This window comes from Micromonospora sp. NPDC050495, from assembly GCF_040655175.1.
Lineage (GTDB): Bacteria > Actinomycetota > Actinomycetes > Mycobacteriales > Micromonosporaceae > Micromonospora.
In genome coordinates this window covers 41,330-62,948 of sequence record NZ_JBFAJK010000020.1, presented here as the reverse complement: position 1 = coordinate 62,948, position 21,619 = coordinate 41,330, and the positions used below count along the sequence as shown (strand labels likewise).

20 protein-coding genes are annotated in these 21,619 nt (G+C 76.0%); 10 read left to right on the top strand and 10 right to left on the bottom strand.

Going from position 1 to position 21,619, the window contains the following annotated elements; all coding sequences use genetic code 11:
- Nucleotides 1-117: 117 nt before the first annotated feature.
- Nucleotides 118-480, bottom strand: a complete 363-nt coding sequence (gene crcB / locus AB0I11_RS20230; RefSeq protein WP_357322365.1) for a fluoride efflux transporter CrcB — start codon at nt 478-480, stop codon at nt 118-120.
- Nucleotides 477-980 (bottom strand): CrcB family protein, encoded by a 504-nt coding sequence (locus tag AB0I11_RS20225; protein ID WP_357322361.1) that lies wholly within the window; start codon nt 978-980, stop codon nt 477-479. The genes crcB and AB0I11_RS20225 overlap by 4 nt, the downstream gene beginning before the upstream one ends.
- Before the next feature lie 295 nt (nt 981-1,275).
- On the opposite strand from AB0I11_RS20225, the gene AB0I11_RS20220 reads away from it, so the two are divergent.
- The 4 genes from AB0I11_RS20220 to AB0I11_RS20205 all read left to right on the top strand — a co-directional run bounded on the left by AB0I11_RS20220 (nt 1,276) and on the right by AB0I11_RS20205 (nt 4,216).
- Nucleotides 1,276-1,716 carry a DUF6766 family protein gene (locus AB0I11_RS20220; protein WP_357322358.1) on the top strand — a complete coding sequence of 147 codons (441 nt, stop codon included), beginning with the start codon at nt 1,276-1,278 and terminating at the stop codon, nt 1,714-1,716.
- A gap of 169 nt (nt 1,717-1,885) precedes the next feature.
- Nucleotides 1,886-3,193 (top strand): phenylacetate--CoA ligase PaaK, encoded by a 1,308-nt coding sequence (gene paaK / locus AB0I11_RS20215; RefSeq protein ID WP_357322355.1) that lies wholly within the window; start codon nt 1,886-1,888, stop codon nt 3,191-3,193.
- A 1-nt stretch (nt 3,194) separates the two neighbouring features.
- Nucleotides 3,195-3,602 carry a hydroxyphenylacetyl-CoA thioesterase PaaI gene (gene paaI / locus AB0I11_RS20210; RefSeq protein WP_357322353.1) on the top strand — a complete coding sequence of 136 codons (408 nt, stop codon included), beginning with the start codon at nt 3,195-3,197 and terminating at the stop codon, nt 3,600-3,602.
- Between the two features lie 47 nt (nt 3,603-3,649).
- Nucleotides 3,650-4,216, top strand: coding sequence for a dienelactone hydrolase family protein (locus AB0I11_RS20205; RefSeq protein ID WP_357322350.1), 567 nt, complete (start codon nt 3,650-3,652; stop codon nt 4,214-4,216).
- Nucleotides 4,217-4,428: 212 nt separating this feature from the next.
- Here AB0I11_RS20205 and AB0I11_RS20200 read toward each other — a convergent pair whose 3' ends face one another.
- Nucleotides 4,429-6,906, bottom strand: a complete 2,478-nt coding sequence (locus tag AB0I11_RS20200) for an adenylate/guanylate cyclase domain-containing protein (RefSeq protein WP_357322347.1) — start codon at nt 6,904-6,906, stop codon at nt 4,429-4,431.
- Nucleotides 6,907-7,096: 190 nt separating this feature from the next.
- On the opposite strand from AB0I11_RS20200, the gene AB0I11_RS20195 reads away from it, so the two are divergent.
- The 3 genes from AB0I11_RS20195 (at nt 7,097) to AB0I11_RS20185 (ending at nt 11,735) form a co-directional block, all read left to right on the top strand.
- Nucleotides 7,097-10,027 (top strand): AAA family ATPase, encoded by a 2,931-nt coding sequence (locus AB0I11_RS20195; RefSeq protein WP_357322344.1) that lies wholly within the window; start codon nt 7,097-7,099, stop codon nt 10,025-10,027.
- Between the two features lie 120 nt (nt 10,028-10,147).
- Nucleotides 10,148-10,918 (top strand): DUF5995 family protein, encoded by a 771-nt coding sequence (locus AB0I11_RS20190; RefSeq protein ID WP_357322341.1) that lies wholly within the window; start codon nt 10,148-10,150, stop codon nt 10,916-10,918.
- Nucleotides 10,919-10,994: 76 nt separating this feature from the next.
- On the top strand, nt 10,995-11,735 hold the full coding sequence (locus AB0I11_RS20185; RefSeq protein ID WP_357322338.1) for a phosphotransferase: 741 nt from the start codon (nt 10,995-10,997) through the stop codon (nt 11,733-11,735).
- Nucleotides 11,736-11,739: 4 nt separating this feature from the next.
- Here the strand turns inward: AB0I11_RS20185 and AB0I11_RS20180 are convergent, their stop codons facing one another.
- Nucleotides 11,740-12,288 (bottom strand): CGNR zinc finger domain-containing protein, encoded by a 549-nt coding sequence (locus tag AB0I11_RS20180; RefSeq protein WP_357322336.1) that lies wholly within the window; start codon nt 12,286-12,288, stop codon nt 11,740-11,742.
- Between the two features lie 125 nt (nt 12,289-12,413).
- On the opposite strand from AB0I11_RS20180, the gene AB0I11_RS20175 reads away from it, so the two are divergent.
- The 3 genes from AB0I11_RS20175 to AB0I11_RS20165 all read left to right on the top strand — a co-directional run bounded on the left by AB0I11_RS20175 (nt 12,414) and on the right by AB0I11_RS20165 (nt 16,055).
- On the top strand, nt 12,414-13,289 hold the full coding sequence (locus AB0I11_RS20175; RefSeq protein WP_357322333.1) for a hypothetical protein: 876 nt from the start codon (nt 12,414-12,416) through the stop codon (nt 13,287-13,289).
- Nucleotides 13,290-13,416: 127 nt separating this feature from the next.
- Entirely contained in the window at nt 13,417-13,851 is a 435-nt protein-coding gene (locus AB0I11_RS20170) for a hypothetical protein (RefSeq protein ID WP_357322330.1), read from the top strand.
- Between the two features lie 98 nt (nt 13,852-13,949).
- Nucleotides 13,950-16,055, top strand: coding sequence for an amino acid transporter (locus AB0I11_RS20165; protein WP_357322327.1), 2,106 nt, complete (start codon nt 13,950-13,952; stop codon nt 16,053-16,055).
- A gap of 76 nt (nt 16,056-16,131) precedes the next feature.
- Here AB0I11_RS20165 and AB0I11_RS20160 read toward each other — a convergent pair whose 3' ends face one another.
- The 6 genes from AB0I11_RS20160 to AB0I11_RS20135 all read right to left on the bottom strand — a co-directional run bounded on the left by AB0I11_RS20160 (nt 16,132) and on the right by AB0I11_RS20135 (nt 21,397).
- Nucleotides 16,132-17,091: a TIGR03557 family F420-dependent LLM class oxidoreductase gene (locus AB0I11_RS20160; RefSeq protein WP_357322324.1), complete on the bottom strand. Its 960-nt coding sequence runs from the start codon at nt 17,089-17,091 to the stop codon at nt 16,132-16,134.
- Nucleotides 17,092-17,283: 192 nt separating this feature from the next.
- Nucleotides 17,284-17,490: a hypothetical protein gene (locus AB0I11_RS20155; protein WP_046564384.1), complete on the bottom strand. Its 207-nt coding sequence runs from the start codon at nt 17,488-17,490 to the stop codon at nt 17,284-17,286.
- Between the two features lie 146 nt (nt 17,491-17,636).
- Nucleotides 17,637-18,845, bottom strand: a complete 1,209-nt coding sequence (locus AB0I11_RS20150; RefSeq protein WP_357322320.1) for a low temperature requirement protein A — start codon at nt 18,843-18,845, stop codon at nt 17,637-17,639.
- 179 nt (nt 18,846-19,024) lie between these two features.
- Entirely contained in the window at nt 19,025-19,798 is a 774-nt protein-coding gene (locus AB0I11_RS20145; protein ID WP_357322317.1) for a helix-hairpin-helix domain-containing protein, read from the bottom strand.
- A gap of 231 nt (nt 19,799-20,029) precedes the next feature.
- The gene (locus AB0I11_RS20140; protein WP_357322314.1) at nt 20,030-20,377 is read right to left on the bottom strand and encodes a TcmI family type II polyketide cyclase; all 348 of its coding nucleotides are present in this window, start codon (nt 20,375-20,377) and stop codon (nt 20,030-20,032) included.
- 210 nt (nt 20,378-20,587) lie between these two features.
- Nucleotides 20,588-21,397: a BTAD domain-containing putative transcriptional regulator gene (locus AB0I11_RS20135; protein WP_357322311.1), complete on the bottom strand. Its 810-nt coding sequence runs from the start codon at nt 21,395-21,397 to the stop codon at nt 20,588-20,590.
- Nucleotides 21,398-21,619: the final 222 nt, after the last annotated feature.

Genomic DNA, 21,619 nt, shown 5'->3' with positions numbered 1-21,619 from the left:
TGTGGATGCTATCGGTCCGGGTCCGCCCCGCCTCGGGTGGCGTGCCGGCCCGGGCGGGGTGCGGCTGACCCGCGCCGGGGCGCCGGCGGCACGTACCGGCCGGCCCGCCGGCGCCGGTCAGCCGGTGACCGCGCGGGCCAGCGCGTAGCCGACGGTGGCCGCGGCCAGCCCGGCGGCGATGCTGGCCAGCGGGTAGGCCAGGGCCAGCCGGCGGTTGCCGGCCCGGCGCAGTCGCAGCGTCTCGTAGCTCAGCGTCGACCAGGTGGTCAGCGCGCCGCAGAACCCGGTGGCGAGCAGCGCGGTCACCGCCGGGTCGGTCGGCAACGCGGCGACCAGACCGAGGATCAACGAGCCGGCCACGTTCACCGTCAGTGTGCCGAACGGCACGGGCGAGTCGTGGCGGGCCTGCACGGCCCGGTCGGTGAGGTACCGCAGCGGGGCGCCGAGCGCCGCGCCGAGCGCGATCAGCAGCGCGGTCACCGGGGCGCGCTTCCGGCGTGGGCCAGCAGCCGGGCGGCGAGGGCGTCACCGGCGGCGACCGCCAGCAGCGCCCCGACCAGGGTCGCCGCCAGGTACGCCAGCGCGGTGCCGGGCGCTCCGGCCAGCACCGCCCGCTGCCCGTCGACGACATAGGTGGAGAAGGTGGTGAACCCGCCGAGCACGCCGACGCCGAGGAACGGCCGGGCCAGCGGGCCGGCCGGGCGGGCGGTGAGCACCGCCATCAGCACGCCGATCAGCAGGCAGCCGCTGACGTTGACGCCCAGGGTGGCCCACGGGAAGCCGGTCGGCGAGTGCGGGAACAACGCCTGCGCGCCGGCCCGGGCCAGCGCGCCCAGCGCGCCGCCGGCGGCCACCGCGCCGAGCACCGCGGCCGGGTGCGCGGCCAGTTCGCCGCGGTCGGCGGGTACCCGAAGGTCGACGTCGGGATCGACGCGAAGGTCGACGTCGGGATCGACGCGGCGCTCGGACGGTCCGGTCACGGAGCCTCCCCACCAGGACGGGCAGCACTGGCAGGGACCGTCGGCGAGGGTGTCGCGGTTCTCCCGGCCGGTCCCGGGACGGCGGGCCCCACCGCCGGTCCCGCCGAGCATAACGCCGGGCCCCGCCGCCCCGGCCGGGCCGCCCGTGCCACCCGACCTCGCCGCGCCTGCCGGCTCCGGCGCCACCCGACTCCGCCGCGCCTGCCGGCGCCGGCGCTGGTCGAGGCGGTTTCGGGACGACCGGCCCGGGGCACATGCGGGAGGTGATCGACGTGTGACGGAAGGGGGTTCCGTGATGTCGGGAGGCAGCACCACGACCGGCACCCGCTCGGCGCGGTCCCGGGTCACCGGCGGCAACGGGGGTGGCCGCCGGGCCGGGCGGGAGGGCCCGCCGTTCCGCAAGCCGCGATGGCCCAAGGCGTACTCCTTCGCCCTGGTCACCGGGGCGCTGTTCCTGTTCTCCTGGCTCGGCCAGTTCGTCTTCCAGATGGCCGTGGAGAGCAACGAGGCCAGCCAGCACGGGCAGTCCTTCGCCTGGAGCGAGTTCCTGCCCCAGTTCTTCGCCAGCACCTTCGAGAACTGGCAGTCGGAGTTCCTCCAACTGGTCTGGCAGGCCGCCGGGCTGGCCCTCTTCTACTACTGGGGCTCCTCGCAGTCCCGCGAGTCCGACGATCGGATGGAGGCGAAGCTGGACGCGCTGCTGCGCGAGCGCGGCCTCGACCCGGAGAACCCCTGACCGTCGGCGCACCTCCCCGCGGCCCGGCGCCTTCCGCGCCGGGCCGCCGCCCGGATCGGTGGCCGGCGATGGCCGCCCAGCTGACCTGGCAGGACGGGCCGTACGGGCGTACGGTGATCGGCATCGCCCGGCGCGCGGCGGCGTCGGGGCCGTCGCGCAGGAGGCAACCGTGCAGGACCGCACCCCTCGTCCGGAGGAGCTGGAACCCGTCGAACGGGTCGGCGTCGACGAGCTGCGGGCCCGGCAACTGGAGCGGCTGCGCTGGTCCCTGCGGCACGCCTACGAGAACGTGCCGCACTACCGGCGGGCGTTCGAGGCCGCCGAGGTGCACCCGGACGACCTGCGCGACCTGGCCGACCTGGCCCGCTTCCCGTTCACCGGCAAGGCCGAGCTGCGGGAGAACTACCCGTTCGGGATGTTCGCGGTGCCGCGGGAGCAGGTGGCCCGGCTGCACGCCTCCTCGGGCACCACGGGCCGGCCCACGGTGGTCGGCTACACGAAGCGGGACCTGGACACCTGGGCGAAGCTGATGGCCCGCTCGATCCGGGCCGCCGGCGGCCGCCCCGGCGACCGGGTGCACGTGGCCTACGGCTACGGGCTGTTCACCGGCGGGCTCGGCGCCCACTACGGCGCCGAGGAACTGGGCTGCACGGTCATCCCGGTCTCCGGCGGGATGACCGAGCGGCAGGCGATGCTGATCCGCGACTTCACCCCCGAGGTGATCATGGTCACCCCCAGCTACATGCTCGCCATCGTCGACGAGCTGGAACGCCAGGGCGTCGACCCGAGGTCGACCTCCCTGCAGGTCGGCATCTTCGGCGCGGAGCCGTGGACCGAGGACATGCGCCGGGAGATGGAGCAGCGCCTCGACATGCACGCGGTCGACATCTACGGCCTCTCCGAGGTGATGGGCCCGGGCGTGGCCGTCGAGTGCGTGGAGACCAAGGACGGGCTGCACCTCTGGGAGGACCACTTCTACCCGGAGATCATCGACCCGGTCACCGGCGCCGTGCTGCCCGACGGCGAGCGGGGTGAGCTGGTGCTCACCTCGCTGACCAAGGAGGCGATGCCGGTGGTCCGCTACCGCACCCGGGACCTCACCCGGCTGCTGCCGGGCACCGCCCGCAGCATGCGGCGGATCGAGAAGATCACCGGCCGGACCGACGACATGATGATCGTCCGGGGGGTGAACGTCTTCCCGACCCAGATCGAGGAGCTGATCCTGCGGACCCCGGCGCTCTCCCCGCACTTCCAGTGCGTGCTGGACCGGCAGGGCCGGATGGACACCCTCACGGTGAAGGTGGAGCGCCGGCCCGGGGTGGCCGCCGACGAGGCCGAGCGGGCCGGAGTGGCCCTGGTGCAGCAGGTGAAGAACACCATCGGCGTCAGCGTGGCGGTGCGGGTCATCGAGCCGGACGGGGTGGAACGGTCGATGGGCAAGATGCGCCGGATCGTGGACCAGCGGCGGGGTCGCTGAGATGGCGGGGAACGACGGCCGCACCCCGGCCCACGACATGTTCGACGCCGATGTGGCGTCCAAGGGGCTCGGCATCGAGCTGGTCTCCGCCGGTGACGGCGCGGCGGTGGCCCGGATGCGGGTCACCCCGGCCATGCTGAACGGCCACGCCATCGGCCACGGCGGGTTCGTCTTCCTGCTCGCCGACACCGCGTTCGCGCTGGCCTGCAACAGCCACGGACCGGTGACCGTGGCGGCCGGCGGCGAGATCAGCTTCCTGCGCCCGGTCCACGAGGGCGACCTGCTCGAGGCGCGGGCCACCGAGCGGGTCCGGCACGGTCGCAGCGGCATCTACGACGTCACCGTCTGGCGCGACGGCGAGGTGGTCGCCGAGTTCCGCGGCCGTAGCCGCACCATCGCCCGCGGCTGACCGGCGTGCCGGCCGATCGTGTCGGTGGGGTGCGACAGGATGGGCCGATGGCACACATCCTGCTCCTGCACTCCGTCTACGGGCTGCGGCCCGCGGTGTCGGCCGCCGCCGACCGGTTGCGCGCCGCCGGTCACCAGGTGACCACCCCCGACCTGTACGGACTGCCCGCCGCCGACACCGTCGAGGAGGGTTTCGCGCTGCTGGAGAAGGTCGGCCGGGACGCCGTCCTGGAGCGGGCCCGGGCGGCGGCGGCCGAGCTGCCCGCCGCGGCCGTGCTCGCCGGCTTCTCGATGGGTGCCGGCGTCGCCGGGGCGCTGCTCGCCGAGCGGCCGGCCGCCGCCGCGCTGCTCCTGTTGCACGGCACCGGCGGCGACCCCGAGTCGGTCCGCCCCGGCCTGCCGGTCCAGCTGCACCTCGCCGACCCGGACGAGTACGAGCCGCAGGAGGAGGTGGACGAGTGGCAGCGTGCGATGGCGGACGCCGGCGCGGTGGTGTCCGTGCACCGCTACCCGGGCCCCGGCCACCTCTACACCGATCCTGACCTGGCCGACCACGACCCGCTCGCGGCCGCGCTCACCTGGGACCGCACGCTGGCCTTCCTCGCCGAGCGCTGACTCCGCAACCGCCGCCGGCGCACCGCGTGCGGCGCACGGCCGAGCCGTTCCGTGCGGTCGGCCGCGTCCAGTCGGCGCGGGTCCGCCGCCGGCCGCGCCGTGTCGCCGGCCGGACGTGCCCCGTGGCCGGCCGGTCGGCGGCGTCCCGCCGTCCGCCCGGCGTGGTGCCCGGGTCGGAGTGGCCCCGTGCCCGCTCCGACCCGGGCGCCGGCTCAGGCGGCCCGTGCCGGATCGCCGCCGGTGTCCCGGGTCCGCGCCGCAGGCCGGCCCGGGCGCGCCGCCCGGGCCGGCCGGCGCTGCCGGTCCGGCGCGGGCGGCCCGACCGTCGGAGGTCGACCGCCCACCGCCGCGACCGGCACACCCACCGGTGCCTCCGCCCCGCGGCCTTCCCCCGGCTCGACCGGGGCGACCGCTTGCCGGGCCCCCCTCGGCCCGGCCGGGGCCACCGCTTGCCGGGCCCCCGTCGGCCCGGTCGCCGGCACCGCCCGCAGCGCGGCCCCCGGGCCGGTCGGCCCGGGCACCGGCGGCACCGCCGGTGCGCGCCCCGGCCCGGCCGGCTCGCGGCCGTCGGGCCGTAGGCCGTGGGCCGCGCCGGTCGCCTCGGCGGGCGCACCCCCGGCCCGCCGGCCGGCCCGGTCCGCCGGCCCACCGGGGTCCGGGACCGGAGCCGAGCCGTCGGCCCCATCGGCGGCGGCCCCCACCCGTGGCCGGTCGCCCGGCCCGGGTCGGCCAGAGCCAGCCGTCCGGACCGGTGCCGCCCCCTCAGTCGGCACCGGCCCGCCCGGGCGGCCCGCGACCGCCAGCCCCGCTCGACCCCGGACCGCGCGCCGGGCCCGGCGCACCCGGTCCCCACCGGCGGCGCCGGCCGCCGCGGTGGCGCGGGTACCGGCCCGACCCGGGCAGGACCCGGGCTCGGCGTGGCACGCCGGCCGCACCGGCCCGCCCTCGGCGCCCGCCGGCACCGGGTGCGGCCCGTCCGGCAGGCGGCGGGTGAACTCGGCGCGCAGCGCGCGGGGCAGCCGGTCCCGGGCCACCCGGCCCACCGCCGGTTCGGCGACCGCGTACCCGCCCGGGACGCGGCGCAGCAGACCGGTGCCGGCCAGCGCGCGCAGCACCGGCTCGGCGTCCGCCGCGAGCCAGTCGAGCAGCCGGGCCACCAGGTGCGCGTCGGCGGTCGCCCCGTGGTGCGCCACCGCCATCAGCGCGGCCCGCTGCTCCCCGTCCAGCCGGTCCAGCCGGACGTCCACCAGGCGGCGTACCGGCTCCGGTACGCCGGCCGGCACGCCGTCGCGGTCCAGGGCCGCCACGTACGCGCCCGCCACGGCCGGGTTGCCGCCGACCAGCGGCAGCAACCGGTTGGCCAGCGCGGCCGGACGGTCCGCCCGGGTCAGCAGGTGGCGCAGCAGCCGCCCGGTGTCGACGGCGCCCAACGCGGGCAGCGGCACCCGCCGGCGCCGGCCGGCCGCGCCGGGGAGCAGGTCCGCCCAGCCCGGCCCATGGGTGGCCACCACCGCCAGCGGCAGCGACCGTCGCGTCGCGGCGGCGAACAGCAGGTGCAGGAACCGGTTCAGCGGCGCGGCCGCCCGGTCCAGGTCGTCGACGGCCACCACGACCGGCTGCTCCGCCGCCAGCGCGAGCAGGACCTCCCGCCACGCCTGCGCGCCGCGGCCGGCCGCGGTGTCCGCCTGCGCGGTCACCAGGTCGGCCAGGGCCTGCACCGCCTCGGCCCGCCCGTGCGGCGCCAGCAGCCCGTGCAGCGCCCCGGCCAGCCGCCGCCGTACCGTTGCCGGCGGATCGCCGTCGCGGAGCCCGGCGAAGGCGCGGACCATGTCGGCCAGCGGCGCCAGATCGCCCCGCGGGTACGGCGGGCAGTGCGCCACGTACCAGCGGACCGGCCGGCCGTCCACCGTCGACACCGCCCGGGCCAGCTCGTGCAGCAGCCGGCTGCGCCCGCTGCCACCCGGGCCGACCAGGGAGACCCAGCGGGGCCGGCGGTCCCGCACCGCGCGGCTGATCTCGTCGCCGGCGGTGGCCAGCTCCCGCCGGCGGCCGACCAGCCGGCCCCGGTGGCGCGGCCGGCGGGGCCGGGCCAGCCCGGCGACCCGCCAGACATCCAGCGGCGCCGGCCGGCCGGCGAGCGCCATCGCGGCCGCCGGGCGCAGGTCGAGCAGGCCGACGGTGGCCCGTTGGGTGGCGGCGCAGACCACCACCCCGCCCGGCGGCGCGTACTCCTGCAGGCGCGCCGCGGCGGTGATGACCGCGCCGCTGGCGGCCCCGTGCCCGCCGTCCCGGGTGCCGGCCAGATCCACCAGGACCTCGCCGGTGGCCACCCCGACCCGGACCCGCAGCCGGACGCCGGCCGGTGCCCGCCGGGCCAGCGCGTCCTGGATCTCCAGCCCGGCCCGCACCGCCCGGTACGCGTCGAAGCCGTCCGAGCCGTGCACCCCGAACAGGGCCATCACCGCGTCGCCGACGTACTTCTCCACCACGCCGTGCCACCGGCGCAGCACCCCGGCCACGGTGCCGAAGTACGCGCGCTGCAGCGCCCGGACGTCCTCCGGGTCGAGCCGTTCCACCAGCCCGGTCGAGCCGACGATGTCAGCGAAGAGCACGCTGACCGTCCGCCGCTCCTCGGGCACCGGCCAGCGCGTGACGGCATCCCGACACCCCACGGTCGAGGTCATTGGCATCGTGCCCACCCTTTCCCCCCGTCCGCTGCCTGACGACCTCCGGAGACTTTCACCACCGGGTCGTCGGGGGATCGGTAGGACGACGTATGTCGACCACCCGCAACCTTTAGTCGCAATGTCGACGCGAGAGGTACCGCAAGGGCACCGAGCCCGTAGAAGGGCGCGGGAAGCGGTGACTAGGCTGCGTGCCATGGCCAGCGATGTGGACACCGCGCCGCTCGTCGGCCGTGCCGACACCGTCGCGTCGCTGCGGTCGGCGCTGCTCGACGCCGTCACGCCGGGCAGCACCGCGGCGGTCTTCCTCACCGGCGAGAGCGGCGTCGGCAAGACCCGGCTGCTCACCGAGGTCAGCGAGCGGGTGAGGCAGGCGGGCGCGCTGGTGCTGACCGGTTCCTGTCTGGACATCGGCGACGCCTCGCCGCTGCACCCGCTGCGTCAGGCGCTGCGCCGCTTCGACGCCGAGCCGGCCGAGGCGCGCACCGCGGCCGCGGTGCGCGGCCTGCTCCAGGTGTTCGACGAGGAGACGCCCGGCCCGGACGGCGCGGGCGCGCTGCTGGAGCGGGTCACCCGAGGGCTGCACCTGGTCTCCGGCGGCCGCCCGCTGGTCCTCGTCCTCGACGACCTGCAGTGGGTCGACCGGAGCACCCGGCAGCTCCTGCTCTATCTGCTGGCCGGCCTCGGCGACCTGCACCTGTCGGTGCTCGCCGCGATCCGCGCCGAGTCCCTGCAGGGCGCGCACCCGCTGCGCCGGGTGCTCACCGAGCTGCGCCGGCTGCGCTCGGTGCGGGTGGTCGACCTGGCGCCACTGGACCGGGCCGGCACCGACGAGCTGGCCGCCGCGATCGCGGGCGCGCCGCTGGCGCCGGAGGCCGCCGACCGGATGTGGCAGCGCAGCGGCGGCAACCCGTTCGTGGTCGAGGAACTGGCCCGCGACCTGCGTGACGGCCGGCACGGGCTCTCCGACACGCTGCGCGAGGTCTTCCTGTCCCGGGTGGACGCGCTGCCGCAGCACGCGCACGCGGTGGTGCACGCGGTCGCCGCCGGCGTCGAGCCGGTCGAGCACTGGCTGCTGGCACAGGTGGTGCGGCTGCCCGAGGAGGAGCTGATCGAGGCGGTCCGCGCGGCGGTGGCGCACCGCCTGCTGGTCGGCGCCGACGACGGCTACCGGCTGAAACACCGGCTGGTGGCCGAGGTGCTGGCGCACGAGCTGCTGCCCGCCGAACGGGCCGTGCTGCACCGCCGCTACGCCGAGGCGCTGACCTCGGCGACCGGCGAGCTGCACCAGGCCCGGCTGGCCCACCACTGGCGGTTGGCCGGTGAGCCGGCCCGGGCGCTGCCCGCCGCGATGGCCGCCGCCCGGGAGGCGGAGCGGCTGCACGGCTACGCCGAGGCGCACCGGCACTGGTCGGTGGCGTTGCAGCTGGCCACCCCGACCGACCCGGACCGGGCCGCGCCGGCCGGGGTGGACCGGGCGGAGCTGCTCACCCACGCCGCCGAGTCGGCGCACCACTGCGGCGAGCACGCCCGCGCGCTGGACCTGCTGGAGGAGCTGGCCGGGGCCTCGGACGGCCCGCCGGCCTGCGCGCTGCACATCCGGCGGGCCCGCTACCTGGCGGCCGCCGGCCGTTCGGCGCCGGCCGAGGCCGAGTACCGGCGCGCGCTGGAGTCGGCCGACTGCACGCCGCAGGAGCGGGCCACCGCCGCCGCCCACCTGGCCGAGCTGCTGCTGCACCTGGGCCGGTACGCCGAGGCGGGCGACCAGGCCCGGGAGGCGCTGCTGCTCGCCGCGGCGGTGCCCGGCGCCGCCTCGGAGGTGGTGCTGGCCAGCGCCGCGCTCGGCTACAGCGAGGCGTACCTGGAGGATCCGGAGACCGGGCTGACCGTGATGCGGCGGGCCCTGGAGACCGCCGAGCGCTCCGGCCGCCCGGAGGACGTGGCGTGCGCGTACCTGCACCTGGCGGAGCTGCTGACCGGGCCGCTGAACATCCTCGAGGAGGGGGTGGTGGTGGCCCGCCGGGGCGCGGAGCGGGTGGCCGAGCTGGGGCTGGGCCGCACCTGGGAGACCCGGCTGCTCGCGATCGCCACCAACGGCCTGTTCCGGGTGGGACAGTGGGCCGAGGCGGAGAAGGTGGTCGCCGCGGCGCTGCGGCACCGCCCGTCCGGCGCCGACGCGGTGGAGCTGCTGCTGGCCCGCTGCCGGCTGTCGGTCGGGTACGGCGACGTCGAGGCCTCCGACCGCGACCTGGAGGCGGTGGCCACCGTGCTGGCCGGCGGGGGTGCCCGGCACGTGCTGCCGATGCTGATCCTGCGCGCCGGGCTGGCCATGTGGCAGGGCCGGCACGACCTGGCCCGGCAGGCGGTCCAGCGGGGCCTGACCGAGAGCCGCTCCGACGACGTCATCGTGCTGGCCACGCTGGCCTGGCACGGGTTGCGCGCGGAGGCCGAGGCGTCCGCCAGCCGCACCGTCGAGGTGGACCCGACGGCGGTGCGCCGGCTGCGCGAGGTGGTCGACCGGGTGGCCCGCAAGAGCGAGAAGGCCGGCGCCCCGGTGCGCTACGTGGCCGACGGGTTCCTGGCGCTCTGCGCCGCCGAGATCAGCCGGCTCGACGACGGTCGGGGCGACCCGGAGCTGTGGGCCCACTCGGCGATCGAGTGGGACCGGCGCAACCACCCCTATCCGGCGGCGTACTCCCGGTTGCGGCAGGCCGAGGCGCTGCTGGCCCGGCGCAGCCGGGTGGCGACCGCCGGCAAGCTGCTGCGCCAGGCGTACCGGACGGCGCAGGCGCTGGGCGCGGCGCCGCTGAGCTCGGAGATCCGCACCCTGGCCGGGCGGGCCCGGGTGACCCTGGAGGAGCGGGAGCTGGCCGCCCGTCCGGTGCCCCTGCCCCGGTCCGCCCCGCCGGCCGACGGCCCGGTGGTCGACGAGCTGGCCGCGCTGACCGCTCGCGAACGGGAGGTGCTGGCCGCGGTGGCCGAGGGGCTGACCAACAAGGAGATCGGGCAGCGGCTGTTCATCAGCGAGCGGACCATCGGGGTGCACGTGTCGCACATCTTCGACAAGCTCCAGGTCCGCACCCGGGTCCAGGCCAGCGCCATCTACCTGCGCAACCGTCCTGAGTAGCGCCCGCCGGCGGGGCGGGCGAATACGTCGTTCTACTGATCCGGCCGGCGTACCGCGGCTGGCAGGCTGTCCGTCGTTGATGGGGGCGCTGTGGGGGCGCCGGCCACTGTGGAGGGGACAATGACGGAACCGGTCTGGGGTCCGGTGCACCAGGACATCGTCGGGCTGCTCGCCGACCATCCCGCCGACGTGCCGGCCGTCGTCGACCACCTCACCAAGCTGCAGGACCTGCTGGTCCGGCTGCCTCCGCTGGAGGCGAGCTGCCCGCTGGCGGACTTCAACAAGCTCTATCTGGTCATCACCAGCACCGTCCTGGACGGCCTGTACGACGACCGGTTCAGTGACCCGGCCTTCCTGGCCCGGCTGGACGTGGAGTTCGCCGCCCGGTACTTCGACGCGCTGCGCTACTGGACCGACTCCAGCCCGAGCACCCCGAGGGCGTGGTCGTGCCTGTTCAAGCGGATGCGCGGCCCGGACGCCCGGCCGTTGCCGTCGGCGGCCGCCGGGGTGAACGCGCACATCAACTACGACCTGCCGTTCGCGCTGGTCACCACGTTCGACAGCCTGGAGTCCGAGCCGGTCGACGGCAGTGACCAGCACCGCGACTACCTGGAGATCAACGAGATCTTCGCCGAGCGGATCCCGGTGCTGCGCCGGGGCTACCTGGACAACTGGCAGCTCATGATCGACATGGTGAACGGCGACATCGACGACTGGTACCAGGGCGAACTCGTCGAGTACACCCGCAACGTGGCGTGGCGCAACGCGCAGAAGATCTGGCGGTGCCGGCACGACCCGGACGCCCGCGAGTGTGAGCGGACGCGGTTGGACGACAACGCCGCGCTGCTCGGCCGGCTGCTGCTGTCGCCCCTCGGGGCGTTCCTGCAGTAGCCGGGACGGGGGGTCCCCGCGTCCCGCCGTCCGGGCGTGGGGCGCGGGGACGCCGTCCGGCTGCCAGGATGGGCCGGTGGAGCAGCCGCTGATCGGCAACGTCAGCACCGGCGTGGTGCGCGTGGGTGACACCGTACGGCGGCCGGTGGGCCCGTGGACCGACGCGGTCGACGCCCTCCTGGCGCACCTGCGCGAGGTCGGTTTCACCGGCGCGCCGCGGCCGCTCGGCCGCGACGACCGGGGCCGCCAGGTGCTGGAGTACGTCCCGGGGGAGCTGGGCGACGCCACCGGCACGTACCCGGTGGCGGAGCTGGCGTCGATCGGCGCGTTCCTGGCCGACCTGCACCGCGCCACGGCCGACTTCGTGCCCCCGCCCACGGCGTCCTGGCAGCGGGTCATCCCGCCGGACGGCGCGGAGCTGATCTGCCACCACGACGTCGCGCCGTGGAACCTGGTCCGCGCGGCCCGCGGCTGGGTGCTCATCGACTGGGACGGGGCCGGCCCCGGCACCCGCGGCTGGGAACTGGCGTACGCGGCCCAGAGCATGGCGGGGATGCGCCCGGAGCGGCCGGTCGCCGAGTCCGCCGCGCGGCTGCGCGCCTTCGTCGACGGCTACGGCCTGCCCGACGCGGAGCGGCCGGCGCTGGCCGCGCTGCTCGGCCGCCGGGCCCGGGCGATGTCGGAGCTGCTGCGCCGGGGGGCCCGGGACGGGGTGCAGCCGTGGGCGCGGATCCACGCCGAGGACGGCGCGTACTGGGCGGCCACCGCCGAGCTGCTGGACGCGCACGTGGACCGGTGGACCGCCGCGCTGGCCTGACCGGTCAGCCGCGCCGGGACCGGCTCCGGTACGCCGCCGCGGCGGCCCGGTTGTTGCACAGCTCGCAGCAGTAGCGCTGCCGGCCGGCCCGGGTGCGGTCCAGGTAGGGCGCCCGGCACGGGTCGGCGGCGCAGACCCCGAACCGGTCGGTCCCGCCCGTCGCCGCGGCCCGGGCCAGCGCCCCGGCGACCAGGGCGGCGAACGGCCCGACCGGGCCGGGCCGGGGCAGCGGGGTGAGCCGCAGCGCGCCGTCCGGGCCGGACTCGACGGCGGTGCCGGCGCTGACCTCGGCCAGTACGCCGTTGAGGGTGGCCAGCCGGGCGGCCGGGTCGGGCGCGGCGAACACCTGGTAGAGCCGTTCCCGCAGCTCGCGCAGGCGGGGCAGGTCGTCCTCGCCGAGCGGGTCGGTGACCTCGGCGAGGTCGAGGTCGCGGCCGGCGGCCCGGATCCGGGCCACCGAGAGCTGGTCGGCCGGCTCCTGGAGCACCCAGTAGCTGTGCAGCAGCGTGACGGCCAGCCGCAGGGCGGGCTCCAGCGGTGGCACCGCGCTCATCGGCGCCCGCTCCGCCGCCCGGTTGTCGACACGCCCGCCGTCCCTCCGTACTTGACCGATCGCCGCCGCCCATCCTAACGTCATCAGTTATAAAACGTGTTTAAAAACTTACGGAGGTGGTGCTGGTGCGACCTCTCACGATCCTTGCGTCCACGGCCGTGCTGCTGGTCTCCGGCGTGCTCACCGGCGGTGCCGGCGCGCACGCCCCGGCGCCGGCCGGCGCGACCGGGGCCGCGCCCGCCGGTGGCGGGTCCGCGCCGGCCGTGCTGGTCCGGGACATCGAGATCCCGGTGCCCGGCCAGCCCGCCGTGCGGGCCTGGCTGGTCCGGCCGCAGCGGGCCGGCGGCCGGCTGGCCGGCGTGCTCGACCTGCACTGGTTCGAGCCCGGCCGGGCCAGCCAGGACCGCGGCGAGTTCCTCACCGACGCGACCCTGCTGGCCGGGCGCGGCGTGGTCTCCGTGCTGCCCCAGCTCACCTTCCCGTGGGCCGGTGACCCGGTCGGCGACGCCCGGGACCGGAGCGCGGTCACCGCCCAGCTCGACGCCGTGCGGCAGGCGTACCGGCGGCTGCTCGCCGAGCCCGGCGTGGACCGCACCCGCACCGCGGTGGTCGGCCACGACTACGGCGCGATGTACGGCGCCGGCCTGGCCGCCACCGAGCCGGGGCTGCGCGGCGCGGTCCTCCTCGCGCCCGACGCCACCTGGGCGAACTGGTTCGACACGTACTGGCTGCACCTGCCGGCGGGACAGCAGGCGGCGTACCGGGCGGTCTTCGCCGGACTGGACCCGGTGGGCCAGGTGGGGCGGCTCGGCGCCGGGGCGTACCTCCAGTTCGCCGGGGCGGACCGGTTCGTGAGCGCGGAGACCCGGGCCGCCTTCGCCGCGGCCGCGCCGCGGGCCCGGGTGTCGCTCTACCCGCAGGAGGAGCACGACCTGGGCGCGAGCCAGGCCCGCGACGACCGGCTCGGCTGGCTGGCCGACCGGCTGGACCTGCGCGGATGATCCGAGCGGGAGGGGACCGGCCGGCCCGGGGGGTGCCGGCCGGTCCCGGCGTACGGGGCACCGGCTGGGCCGGCCCCACCTGAGCGGTGGCGGGTGTCGGCGCGGTCGGGCCGGGTACCTCGCGGCCATGGCACAGAGCGAACCGGCCCGCACCGGGCCGACCCCGGACGGCACGGTCCGCCGCTTCGCGTTCCGCTTCGACCGGCCGTTCCGGCTGCCGCTGGCCCTGCTCGGGGTCCGCCCGGACACGGCCCGGGTCGAGGTGGGCCCCGACGAGGTGACCGTCCGGTTCGGGCCCTGGCGGCTGCGCACCCCACGGGCGAACGTCACCGGGGCGGAGCTGGGCGGGCCGTACCGCTGGTGGCGGGCGATCGGGCCGCACCTGTCCCTGGCCGACGGCGGGGCGACCTTCGGCAGCAGCGTGACCGCCGGGCTCTGCCTGCGGTTCGCCACCCCGGTGCCGGCGCTGGTCCCCGGTCCCTGGCCGGCCCACCCGGCGGTGACCGTCACGGTGACCGACCCGCAGGCGCTGCGCGCCGCCCTGGTCGGCGCGCCCGGCTGACCACCGGGCCCGCGGATCTCCGGCCGGCTTTGTCGGGTTCCGCCGGGCGGGACCCGGGGTACCGCCTACCGTCGGGACAGGGCCGGGAAGGGATGCGGATGGTGGACGGGCGGAGCGGGGAGCGGCCCCGGCGTACCCGGGGGCGGCGCGACCACGCGCACCCGCCCGCGGCGGAGCGGGCCCTGCGCGCCGCCCGGGACCCGGACCGGCGGGAACGCTCCGGCCGGGAGCCGGGCGTGATCCCGGCGTGCGTGGACAGCCCGGTCAAACCCCGGGAGCCGGACCGCCCGCTCACCCGGTGGCTCTTCGCGCACCGGGTGCAGCCGGTCGGCCCGGAGACCCGCGAGCACCAGGTGTCGGCGCGCCCCTGGTGGCAGGTCATGTGCCTGACCGGGGTCGACTACTTCTCCACGCTGTCCTACCTGCCCGGCATCGCCGCCGTGGCGGCCGGCGCGCTCTCGCCGCTGGCGACCCTGCTGATCGTCGCGCTGACCCTGCTCGGGATGCTGCCGATGTACCGGCGGGTGGCCCGGGAGAGCCCACACGGGCAGGGCTCGGTGGCCATGCTGGAGCGGCTGCTGCCGTTCTGGCGCGGCAAGATCTTCGTGCTGGTGTTGCTCGGGTTCGTGGCCACCTCCTGGATCATCACGATCACCCTGTCGGCGGCCGACGCCACCGTGCACCTGCTGGAGAACCCGGTCCTGCCCGAGTCGTTCCCGAACGGCAGCACGGCCGCCGTGGTGGTGACGGTGGTGCTGCTGCTCGTCCTCGGCGGGGTGTTCCTGCTGGGCTTCAGCGAGGCGGTGCAGGTGGCCATCCCGCTGGTCGCGGTCTTCCTGGCGCTGAACGCGGTGATCGTGGTCGCCGGCCTCGCGGCGGTCGCCGCCGACCCGGCGGTGCTCACCGGCTGGACCGACCGGCTGACCCGGCTCGGCGGGCTCGGCGACGTGCTGGGCACCAGCGTGCTGGCGTTCCCGCTGCTGGTCCTGGGGCTGTCCGGGTTCGAGACCGGGGTGAGCATGATGCCGCTGGTCAAGGGGGGCGGCGCGGACCCCGAGCAGCGGCTGGCGGTGCGGGTCCGCAACACCCGCAAGCTGCTCACCACCGCCGCGTTGATCATGTCGGTCTACCTGATCGCCACCACGTTCGTGACCACCGTGCTGATCCCGGCCGACGAGTTCCGCCCCGGCGGGGCGGCCAACGGGCGGGCGCTGGCCTTCCTGGCGCACGAACACCTGGGTGAGGCCTTCGGCACCGGGTACGACATCAGCAGCATCCTCATCCTCTGGTTCGCCGGCGCCTCCGCGATGGCCGGCCTGATCAACATCGTGCCCCGCTACCTGCCCTCGTACGGCATGGCGCCGGAATGGGGGCGGGCCGTGCGACCGGTGGTGCTGGTCTACACCGCGATCAGCATCGGCATCACGGTCGCCTTCCGGGCCGACGTCAACGCCCAGGCCGGCGCGTACGCCACCGGCATCCTGGCCATGATGGTCTCCGGGGCGATCGCGGTGACCATCTCCGCGTACGCGGAGCGGCACCGGTTCGCCGGGGCCGGCTTCGCGGCGCTCACCGTGGTGCTGCTCTACGCGCTGGTGGAGAACGTGGTCGCGAAGCCCGACGGGATCACCATCTCCGGCCTCTTCATCGCCGGCATCATCGTCGTCTCGCTGGTCTCCCGGGTGTCCCGGACCACCGAGCTGCGGGCCGAGGCGATCGAGTTCGACGACGCCGCCCGCCGCTTCGTCGCCGAATCGGTCGCCCACGACGGCCGGCTGCACCTGATCGCGAACAAGCGGCAGAGCGGCTCGCTCAAGGAGTACCGGGTCAAGGAGCGGGCGCAGCGCGGGATGAACCCGGTGCCCGGCGCCGCCGACGTGCTCTTCCTGGAGATCGACGTCACCGACCCGTCGCGGTTCAGCGGCGTGCTGCGGGTGCAGGGGGTGGAGGTCGGCGGGTACCGGATCCTGCGGGCCGGCAGCCCGGCCGCCCCGAACGCGATCGCCGCGATCCTGCTGGCGCTGCGCGACGCCACCGGCATCCGGCCGCACTGCCACTTCGAGTGGTCCGAGGGCAACCCGATCGCCCACCTGCTGCGCTACCTGATCCTGGGCCGGGGCGACACCCCGCCGGTGGTCCGGGAGATCATTCGCAAGTCCGAACCGGACCCCACCCGCCGCCCCGGCATCCACGTCGGCGGCTGACTCGCGGCGCTCAGCCGGTCCCGGTGCGCGGCGGGCTCGGGTGCCCGGCGGGATCAGGCCGTGGCGCGCGGCGGGCTCAGCCCATGGCGCGCAGCGGGGCGGCGAGTTCGGCGGCGAAGAAGTCGAGGAAGCCGTCCGGGTCGGGGCCGGCGTTCTGCAACACGATGTGGTCGTAGCCCGCCTCGACGTAGGCCCGCGCCTTGGCCAGGTGCACGGCCGGGTCCGGGCCCACCGAGAACTGCTGGCGGATGTGGTGATCCTCCACCCAGACCGTGGCGGCGTCGAAGTTCGCCGGGTTGGGCAGCTCGCTCATCACCTTCCACCCGGTGACCGCCCACCGGCTGGACTCCTTCGCCGCCCGGACCGCCTGCTTTTCGTCCGTGGCCCAGGCCAGCGGCACCTCGGCGTACCGGGGACCGGCGCCGCCGGCGTCCCGGTAGTGCCCGACGATGGACGACTTCGGCTCGGTGGCGAACAGTCCGTCGCCCAGTTCTGCGGCGAGCGCCGCTGAATCCTGCCCGCTGGCCGCCACCGCGATCACCGGCGGCGTGTCCGGCAGGTCCCACACCCGGGCGTCCTCCAGTTGCAGGTGCCGTCCCTCGTACGACTGGTAGCCGCCCCGCCAGAGCAGCCGGATGATCTCCAGCGCTTCGCGGAGTCGTTCGTGCCGGCCGCGCACGCTCGGGAAGCCCTGCCCGACGACGTGCTCGTTGAGCCGCTCCCCGGCGCCCACGCCGAGGGTGAACCGGCCGTCGGAGATCAGCGCCATGGTGGCGGCGGCCTGCGCGATGATCGCCGGGTGGTAGCGGACGCTCGGGCAGGTCACCCCGGTGGCCAGGCGCAGCGTGCTGGTCTTCGCCGCGACGGCGCCCAGCGCGCTCCAGGTGAAGCAGGAGTGGCCCTGCACCTCCAGCCACGGGTGGTAGTGGTCGCTCATCTCGACGAAGTCGAACCCCACCTGCTCGGCGCGGACCGCCTGGCGGATCAGCTCCTGCGGTCCGAACGCCTCCGAGGCCAGCTTGTAGCCGATCTGCATGCCGGTTCTCCCGTTCCCTGCGCGCCGGACCGCTGCCCTTCCCGTCCCGCCGGCCGGTAAACGCCCCGCTCACCCGCGAAAGCCCAGCCTCCTAGGAAGCTCTACGGGCGGTGCCGCTGCCCGCGCCGGCACGACGAGGCCCGCGCCGCGGGGGAGCGGGGCGCGGGCCGGGAGGAACGGAGCGGGGGTGACCTACTTGGACGGCTCGGGCAGCTTGCAGTCCACCTTGGGGTTGGCGCCGATGTAGTTCAGCGGGCCGGCCACGATGGTGACCAGGATGGTGCCGGCCTCGGCGCAGTTGGTGTCGTCGTTCGAGTAGTAGCCGCGCTGACCGGCGGCGATCGCGCCGATGATGAGCCAGATGACGACCAGGACGCCGAGTATCGAGGTGCCGCGCATGGGTTGCCTCCACGGGGTTGTGGTGGATTCGAGGTGGAGGTCATGTACCCCGGGCGGGTCGCCGGCCAAACGGTGTGCGGCATCGGCGAGGCTGATTTCGATCGCATCGGGCCGGCGCGGGTGCGGGCCTCCGGTGGTGTCACCGGCTAGTGCGGCGGCGCCGGTTCCTCCGGCGGCCTGCCCCGGCTGCGCAGGTGGTCGGCGATGGCGACGCCGGCCAGCACCAGCATGGCGCCGAGCGAGGCGTAGACCGGCGCGAGGAACAGCACGCCCGGCGCGATGGTGAGCAGGGCCAGGACGCCGCCGGGACGGGACAGCGACACCCGGCTGAACACCTCGTACTCGAACGCGGCGCGACCGACCAGGAACAACGCCGGCCCGCCGATGATGACCGCCAGCCAGGCCGGTGGGGTGTGCCCGGTCGGTTCGAGCAGCACCAGGTCGAAGCCGGCGGCGGTGGTCACCACCCCCGCCACCATCAGCAGGTGCGTGTAGGGGGCGGTGTTCAGGAACCGGGCCGGCTGTCGCGACCGGGCGATCGCGTGCGGCAGCAGCTCGCCGGACTTGTGCACGTAGATCCGCCAGAGCAGCAGGGTGGTGCTGAACGCGGTGGTGAAGGCGGCGATGTTCTCCACCTCGGAGTGGTGCAGGCTGAAGACGGTGCCGGCGACCAGGATGGCGTCGCCTAGCGCGATGATGAAGAACTGCTGGTAGCGCTCGGAGAGGTGTTCGGCGGTCACCGCCCGCTGGGCGTCCGGCACCACGCCGAGGCCGGGCACCGGGTAGGCCAGCCGGAAGCCGACGTAGTCGATCGCCAGCGCCAGCGCCCACCACGACTCCCGGCTGTATCCCTCGCTCGACACCACGCCACCGATCAGCCACGGCACCGCCGAGACGGCGAACCAGATGAAGATCCGGGTCGCCCGGCGCTGGGTCTGGCGGTGTCGCCGTACGGCCGGCATCAGGTACAGCCCGCGACCGAGATGGATCGCCACGTACGTCCCGGCGAAGATCAGGCCGCGGGCGGCGAACGCCTCCGGGATGGCGGTGGTCATCAGCAGCGCCCCGAACATCACCGCGATGATCAGCACCTTGATCTCGGCGCGCTGCGGGTCGTACAGGTCGGTGACCAGGGTGGTGATCGCCCAGGTCCACCACATCGCCATCAGCATGATCAGGGACTGGAAGGCGCGCTCCCAGTCCAGGCCGACGATCAGGCCGCGCGAGATGAGGGAGAGCGCGACCACGTAGACCAGATCGAAGAAGAGCTCCAGCAGGGTCACCCGACGTGGTGACTCCGGGTCGCGCACCAGGGGCTGCCGTGCGGGGGATGGCTCCGGCGTGGCGAAGGGCACGAACTGCTCCTGCGGGCGGATCGGCGCGGCGGGCCCCTTCTGGCCCTGTACCGACCGTAACGACGCCCGCTCGGGCCCGGGTGTGCTTTCGGCTATCCGGCCCGGCCGCCCCCGCCGCAGCACGCGGGGGTCCGGCCGGGCCGGTGACGACCGTCGGTCAGCACCGGCCCGGACCTGACTCAGGCGTCGGCGCCGCCCGCCGGGAGCACCGCGGTGGCCTCGTCACGGGCGCCGGCCAGCACCTTGGCCTGCTGCGACCAGGTCGCCAGGCCCGGCGCGGCGCGCAGCCCGGCGGCCTTGACGGTCTCCCGCAGCGCCGCCTCGTCCAACTCGGCGAGCTGCTGGTAGGTACGGATCCCGGCGGCCTGCAGCGCGGCGGCCAACTTGGGCCCGATGCCTTGGATCCGGCGGAAGTCGTCGGCGGCCTCCGCGCCGGCGGGGACGGCGTCCTCGACGGCGGTCCGCTGCGCCGGCACCGTCACCGGCGTGACCTCGGCCGGCCCGTCCGTCGTGGCGACCGGCTCGGCCAGCGCTCCGGCACCCGCCGGCTCGGCGGCAGCCGCGACCGGCTCGGCCACGGCAACCGGCTCAGCGGCAACCGGCTCATCGGCCGCAACCGGCTCGGCGGCGACCGGCTCAGCGGCGACCGGCTCATCGGCCGCAACCGGCTCGGCGGCCACCGGCTCGGCGGCGACCGGCTCGGCAGCGGCGACCGGCTCGGCCGCGTCCTGGTCGGCGGGCGTCGGCTCCTCCGTCACGGCGACGGCCGGCGGCATCTCGTCGACCACGGCCGTCGGCCGCTCCTGGTCGACGACGGCGCCCGCCGGCGCACCCTCCACGGTGGGCGACACCCGGTCGGCGCCGGTGCGCCGGCCGCTCACCACCCAGCCGATCACCAGACCCACCACCAGGGCCAGGATCAGGACCAGCCACTGCCCGAGATTCGACGGCACGGCCTACCTCCTCATATGTATGTGCTCGACAGTCGCGAGAAACCCGGGGCAGCTTCGCACACGTGCGGCCGGGACGACAGGGAGGTCCGCCCGATCCCGGCGCCGGTGGAATGCGGGGTGTCGCCGGGTGGCGGGGGGATGACGGAGCGTGCCGCGACGCGAGGGCGCCCCGGACCCTGGTGCCATCAGGGGTCCGGGACGCCCGGTCCGGGCCCGCGCGGGGCGGGCGGTTCAGCGCAGCGAACCCGCCGCGGGCTCGTCGGCCGCGTTCCAGCTGTAGAAGCAGGGCGCGATGGCGTCCCGCGGTGACCGCCAGGTCGGCAGGTACGGCGAGGTGTGCGCGGCGAGCCGTTCGTCGACCCGCCGGTACAGCGGGTGGGCGCGGGCCTCGGCCGCCGTGTCCGGGTCGACGTCCGTGGTCTCCATGAGATGGACGCAGAGGTCGTGCAGCGAGTAGAGCGAGCGGTGCCGCAGCCCGGTGAGCCGGGGCAGCCCGGTCGCGTCGGCCTCGGCGAGGATCTGGCCCACCCGTCCCTCGGCGCCCGGCACGATCCGGCTGACCACCAACAGTCGACTCATCTCCGACCCCTCTCGCCGGTGCCGCCCGGGTCTCGCCGGCCGGGGGGCCTCGGGCGCCGTGTGCCGCCAGCCTGCCGGCAGTGCTGTCACCTGCCCGTCACCGGGCATTCCCACCCGGTGACGTCGACTGTGGCCGGTGCGCGCGGACCGACCGGGGCCGGCCCGGCCGCAACGGGCTGCGGTCGGAACCTGGTACCGAACCGACCCGACTCACCGGTTGCCCGGGGCGGTGGGTGCGGTCGGGCCCCGCTGCGGCGCCGGGCCGGCGCGGTCCGGGCGGCGCGGCGGCTCCCGGCGGCTGGCGTGCCGGATCGGGGCGAGGGTGTCGGCGAGCAGCGCGGCCATCGCCGGCGAGGGTTCCAGCCGCAGCTCGCGCAGGAGCAGGTCCCGGTAGACGTAGAAGGCGTGCACCGCCTCGAACGCGTTGCCCTCGGCCAGGTGGACGCGGACCACCAGGCGATGCGGGGTCTCCCGCAGCGGCTCGGCGGCCATCGCCGCCAGGGCCGCCTCCAGGGCCTCGCCGTGCCGGCCGGCGGCCAGGTGGTTGCCGGCCAGCTCCTCCAGCAGGTGCAGGCGCAGCTGGCGCAGCCGCTCGCGTTCCAGCAGCACCCAGTCGTCGTACCAGCCGGGGAGCAGGTCGTGCCGGCAGATCTCGGCGGCGACCCGGGGCAGGTCGCCGGCGCGGACCCGGGTGGCGGCCCCGACCAGCTCGTCCACGTCGAGGCGTACGGAGTCGCCGAGCCGGACGGTGTCGCCGTCGGTGAGCAGCGGGCAGCACGGGTCCTGCCGCAACCGCCACAGCGCGGTCCGCAGCGACGACAACGCCCGCTCCTCGGAGGTCTCCGGCCAGAGCAGCCCGGCCAGGTGGCTGCGGGTGGCGGCCGGTTGGAGCCCGATCAGGGCGATGACCCGTTGCAGGCCCCGGGGCACCACCACCGGGACGTCGTCGTGCAGCAGCCGGAAGCCTCCCAGCAGGTGCAGCGACACCCGTGGCGGTTCCGGGTCCCCGGCCGTCGGCATCCTCGAATGACCGGACACGGGCGCACCCCCTGCACCGGAACCCTCGTCCCGACCGTCTCGTGACGCCCGGCTCGGCGGCCCGCGACCCCGGTGTCGGCGCGGCTTGGCCGCCGCGGCCGGTGCCGCGGACGCCGGGCTTATCAGGACGGAGATTATCAACGCCGATTACGCTGGGTCAACGGGTGGCCGTCTATGCGACAGTCTTCTCTGGAACCAATCAAA

Coding starts and splice junctions, on each gene's coding strand:
- AB0I11_RS20205 (WP_357322350.1), top strand. CDS start 3,650: ATGGCACACATCCTGCTCCTGCACTCCGTCTACGGGCTGCGGCCCGCG.
- AB0I11_RS20220 (WP_357322358.1), top strand. CDS start 1,276: ATGTCGGGAGGCAGCACCACGACCGGCACCCGCTCGGCGCGGTCCCGG.
- AB0I11_RS20170 (WP_357322330.1), top strand. CDS start 13,417: ATGGCACAGAGCGAACCGGCCCGCACCGGGCCGACCCCGGACGGCACG.
- AB0I11_RS20160 (WP_357322324.1), bottom strand. CDS start 17,091: ATGCAGATCGGCTACAAGCTGGCCTCGGAGGCGTTCGGACCGCAGGAG.
- AB0I11_RS20165 (WP_357322327.1), top strand. CDS start 13,950: ATGGTGGACGGGCGGAGCGGGGAGCGGCCCCGGCGTACCCGGGGGCGG.
- AB0I11_RS20195 (WP_357322344.1), top strand. CDS start 7,097: ATGGCCAGCGATGTGGACACCGCGCCGCTCGTCGGCCGTGCCGACACC.
- paaI (WP_357322353.1), top strand. CDS start 3,195: ATGGCGGGGAACGACGGCCGCACCCCGGCCCACGACATGTTCGACGCC.
- AB0I11_RS20180 (WP_357322336.1), bottom strand. CDS start 12,288: ATGAGCGCGGTGCCACCGCTGGAGCCCGCCCTGCGGCTGGCCGTCACG.
- AB0I11_RS20190 (WP_357322341.1), top strand. CDS start 10,148: ATGACGGAACCGGTCTGGGGTCCGGTGCACCAGGACATCGTCGGGCTG.
- AB0I11_RS20140 (WP_357322314.1), bottom strand. CDS start 20,377: ATGAGTCGACTGTTGGTGGTCAGCCGGATCGTGCCGGGCGCCGAGGGA.
- AB0I11_RS20135 (WP_357322311.1), bottom strand. CDS start 21,397: ATGCCGACGGCCGGGGACCCGGAACCGCCACGGGTGTCGCTGCACCTG.
- AB0I11_RS20155 (WP_046564384.1), bottom strand. CDS start 17,490: ATGCGCGGCACCTCGATACTCGGCGTCCTGGTCGTCATCTGGCTCATC.
- AB0I11_RS20200 (WP_357322347.1), bottom strand. CDS start 6,906: ATGCCAATGACCTCGACCGTGGGGTGTCGGGATGCCGTCACGCGCTGG.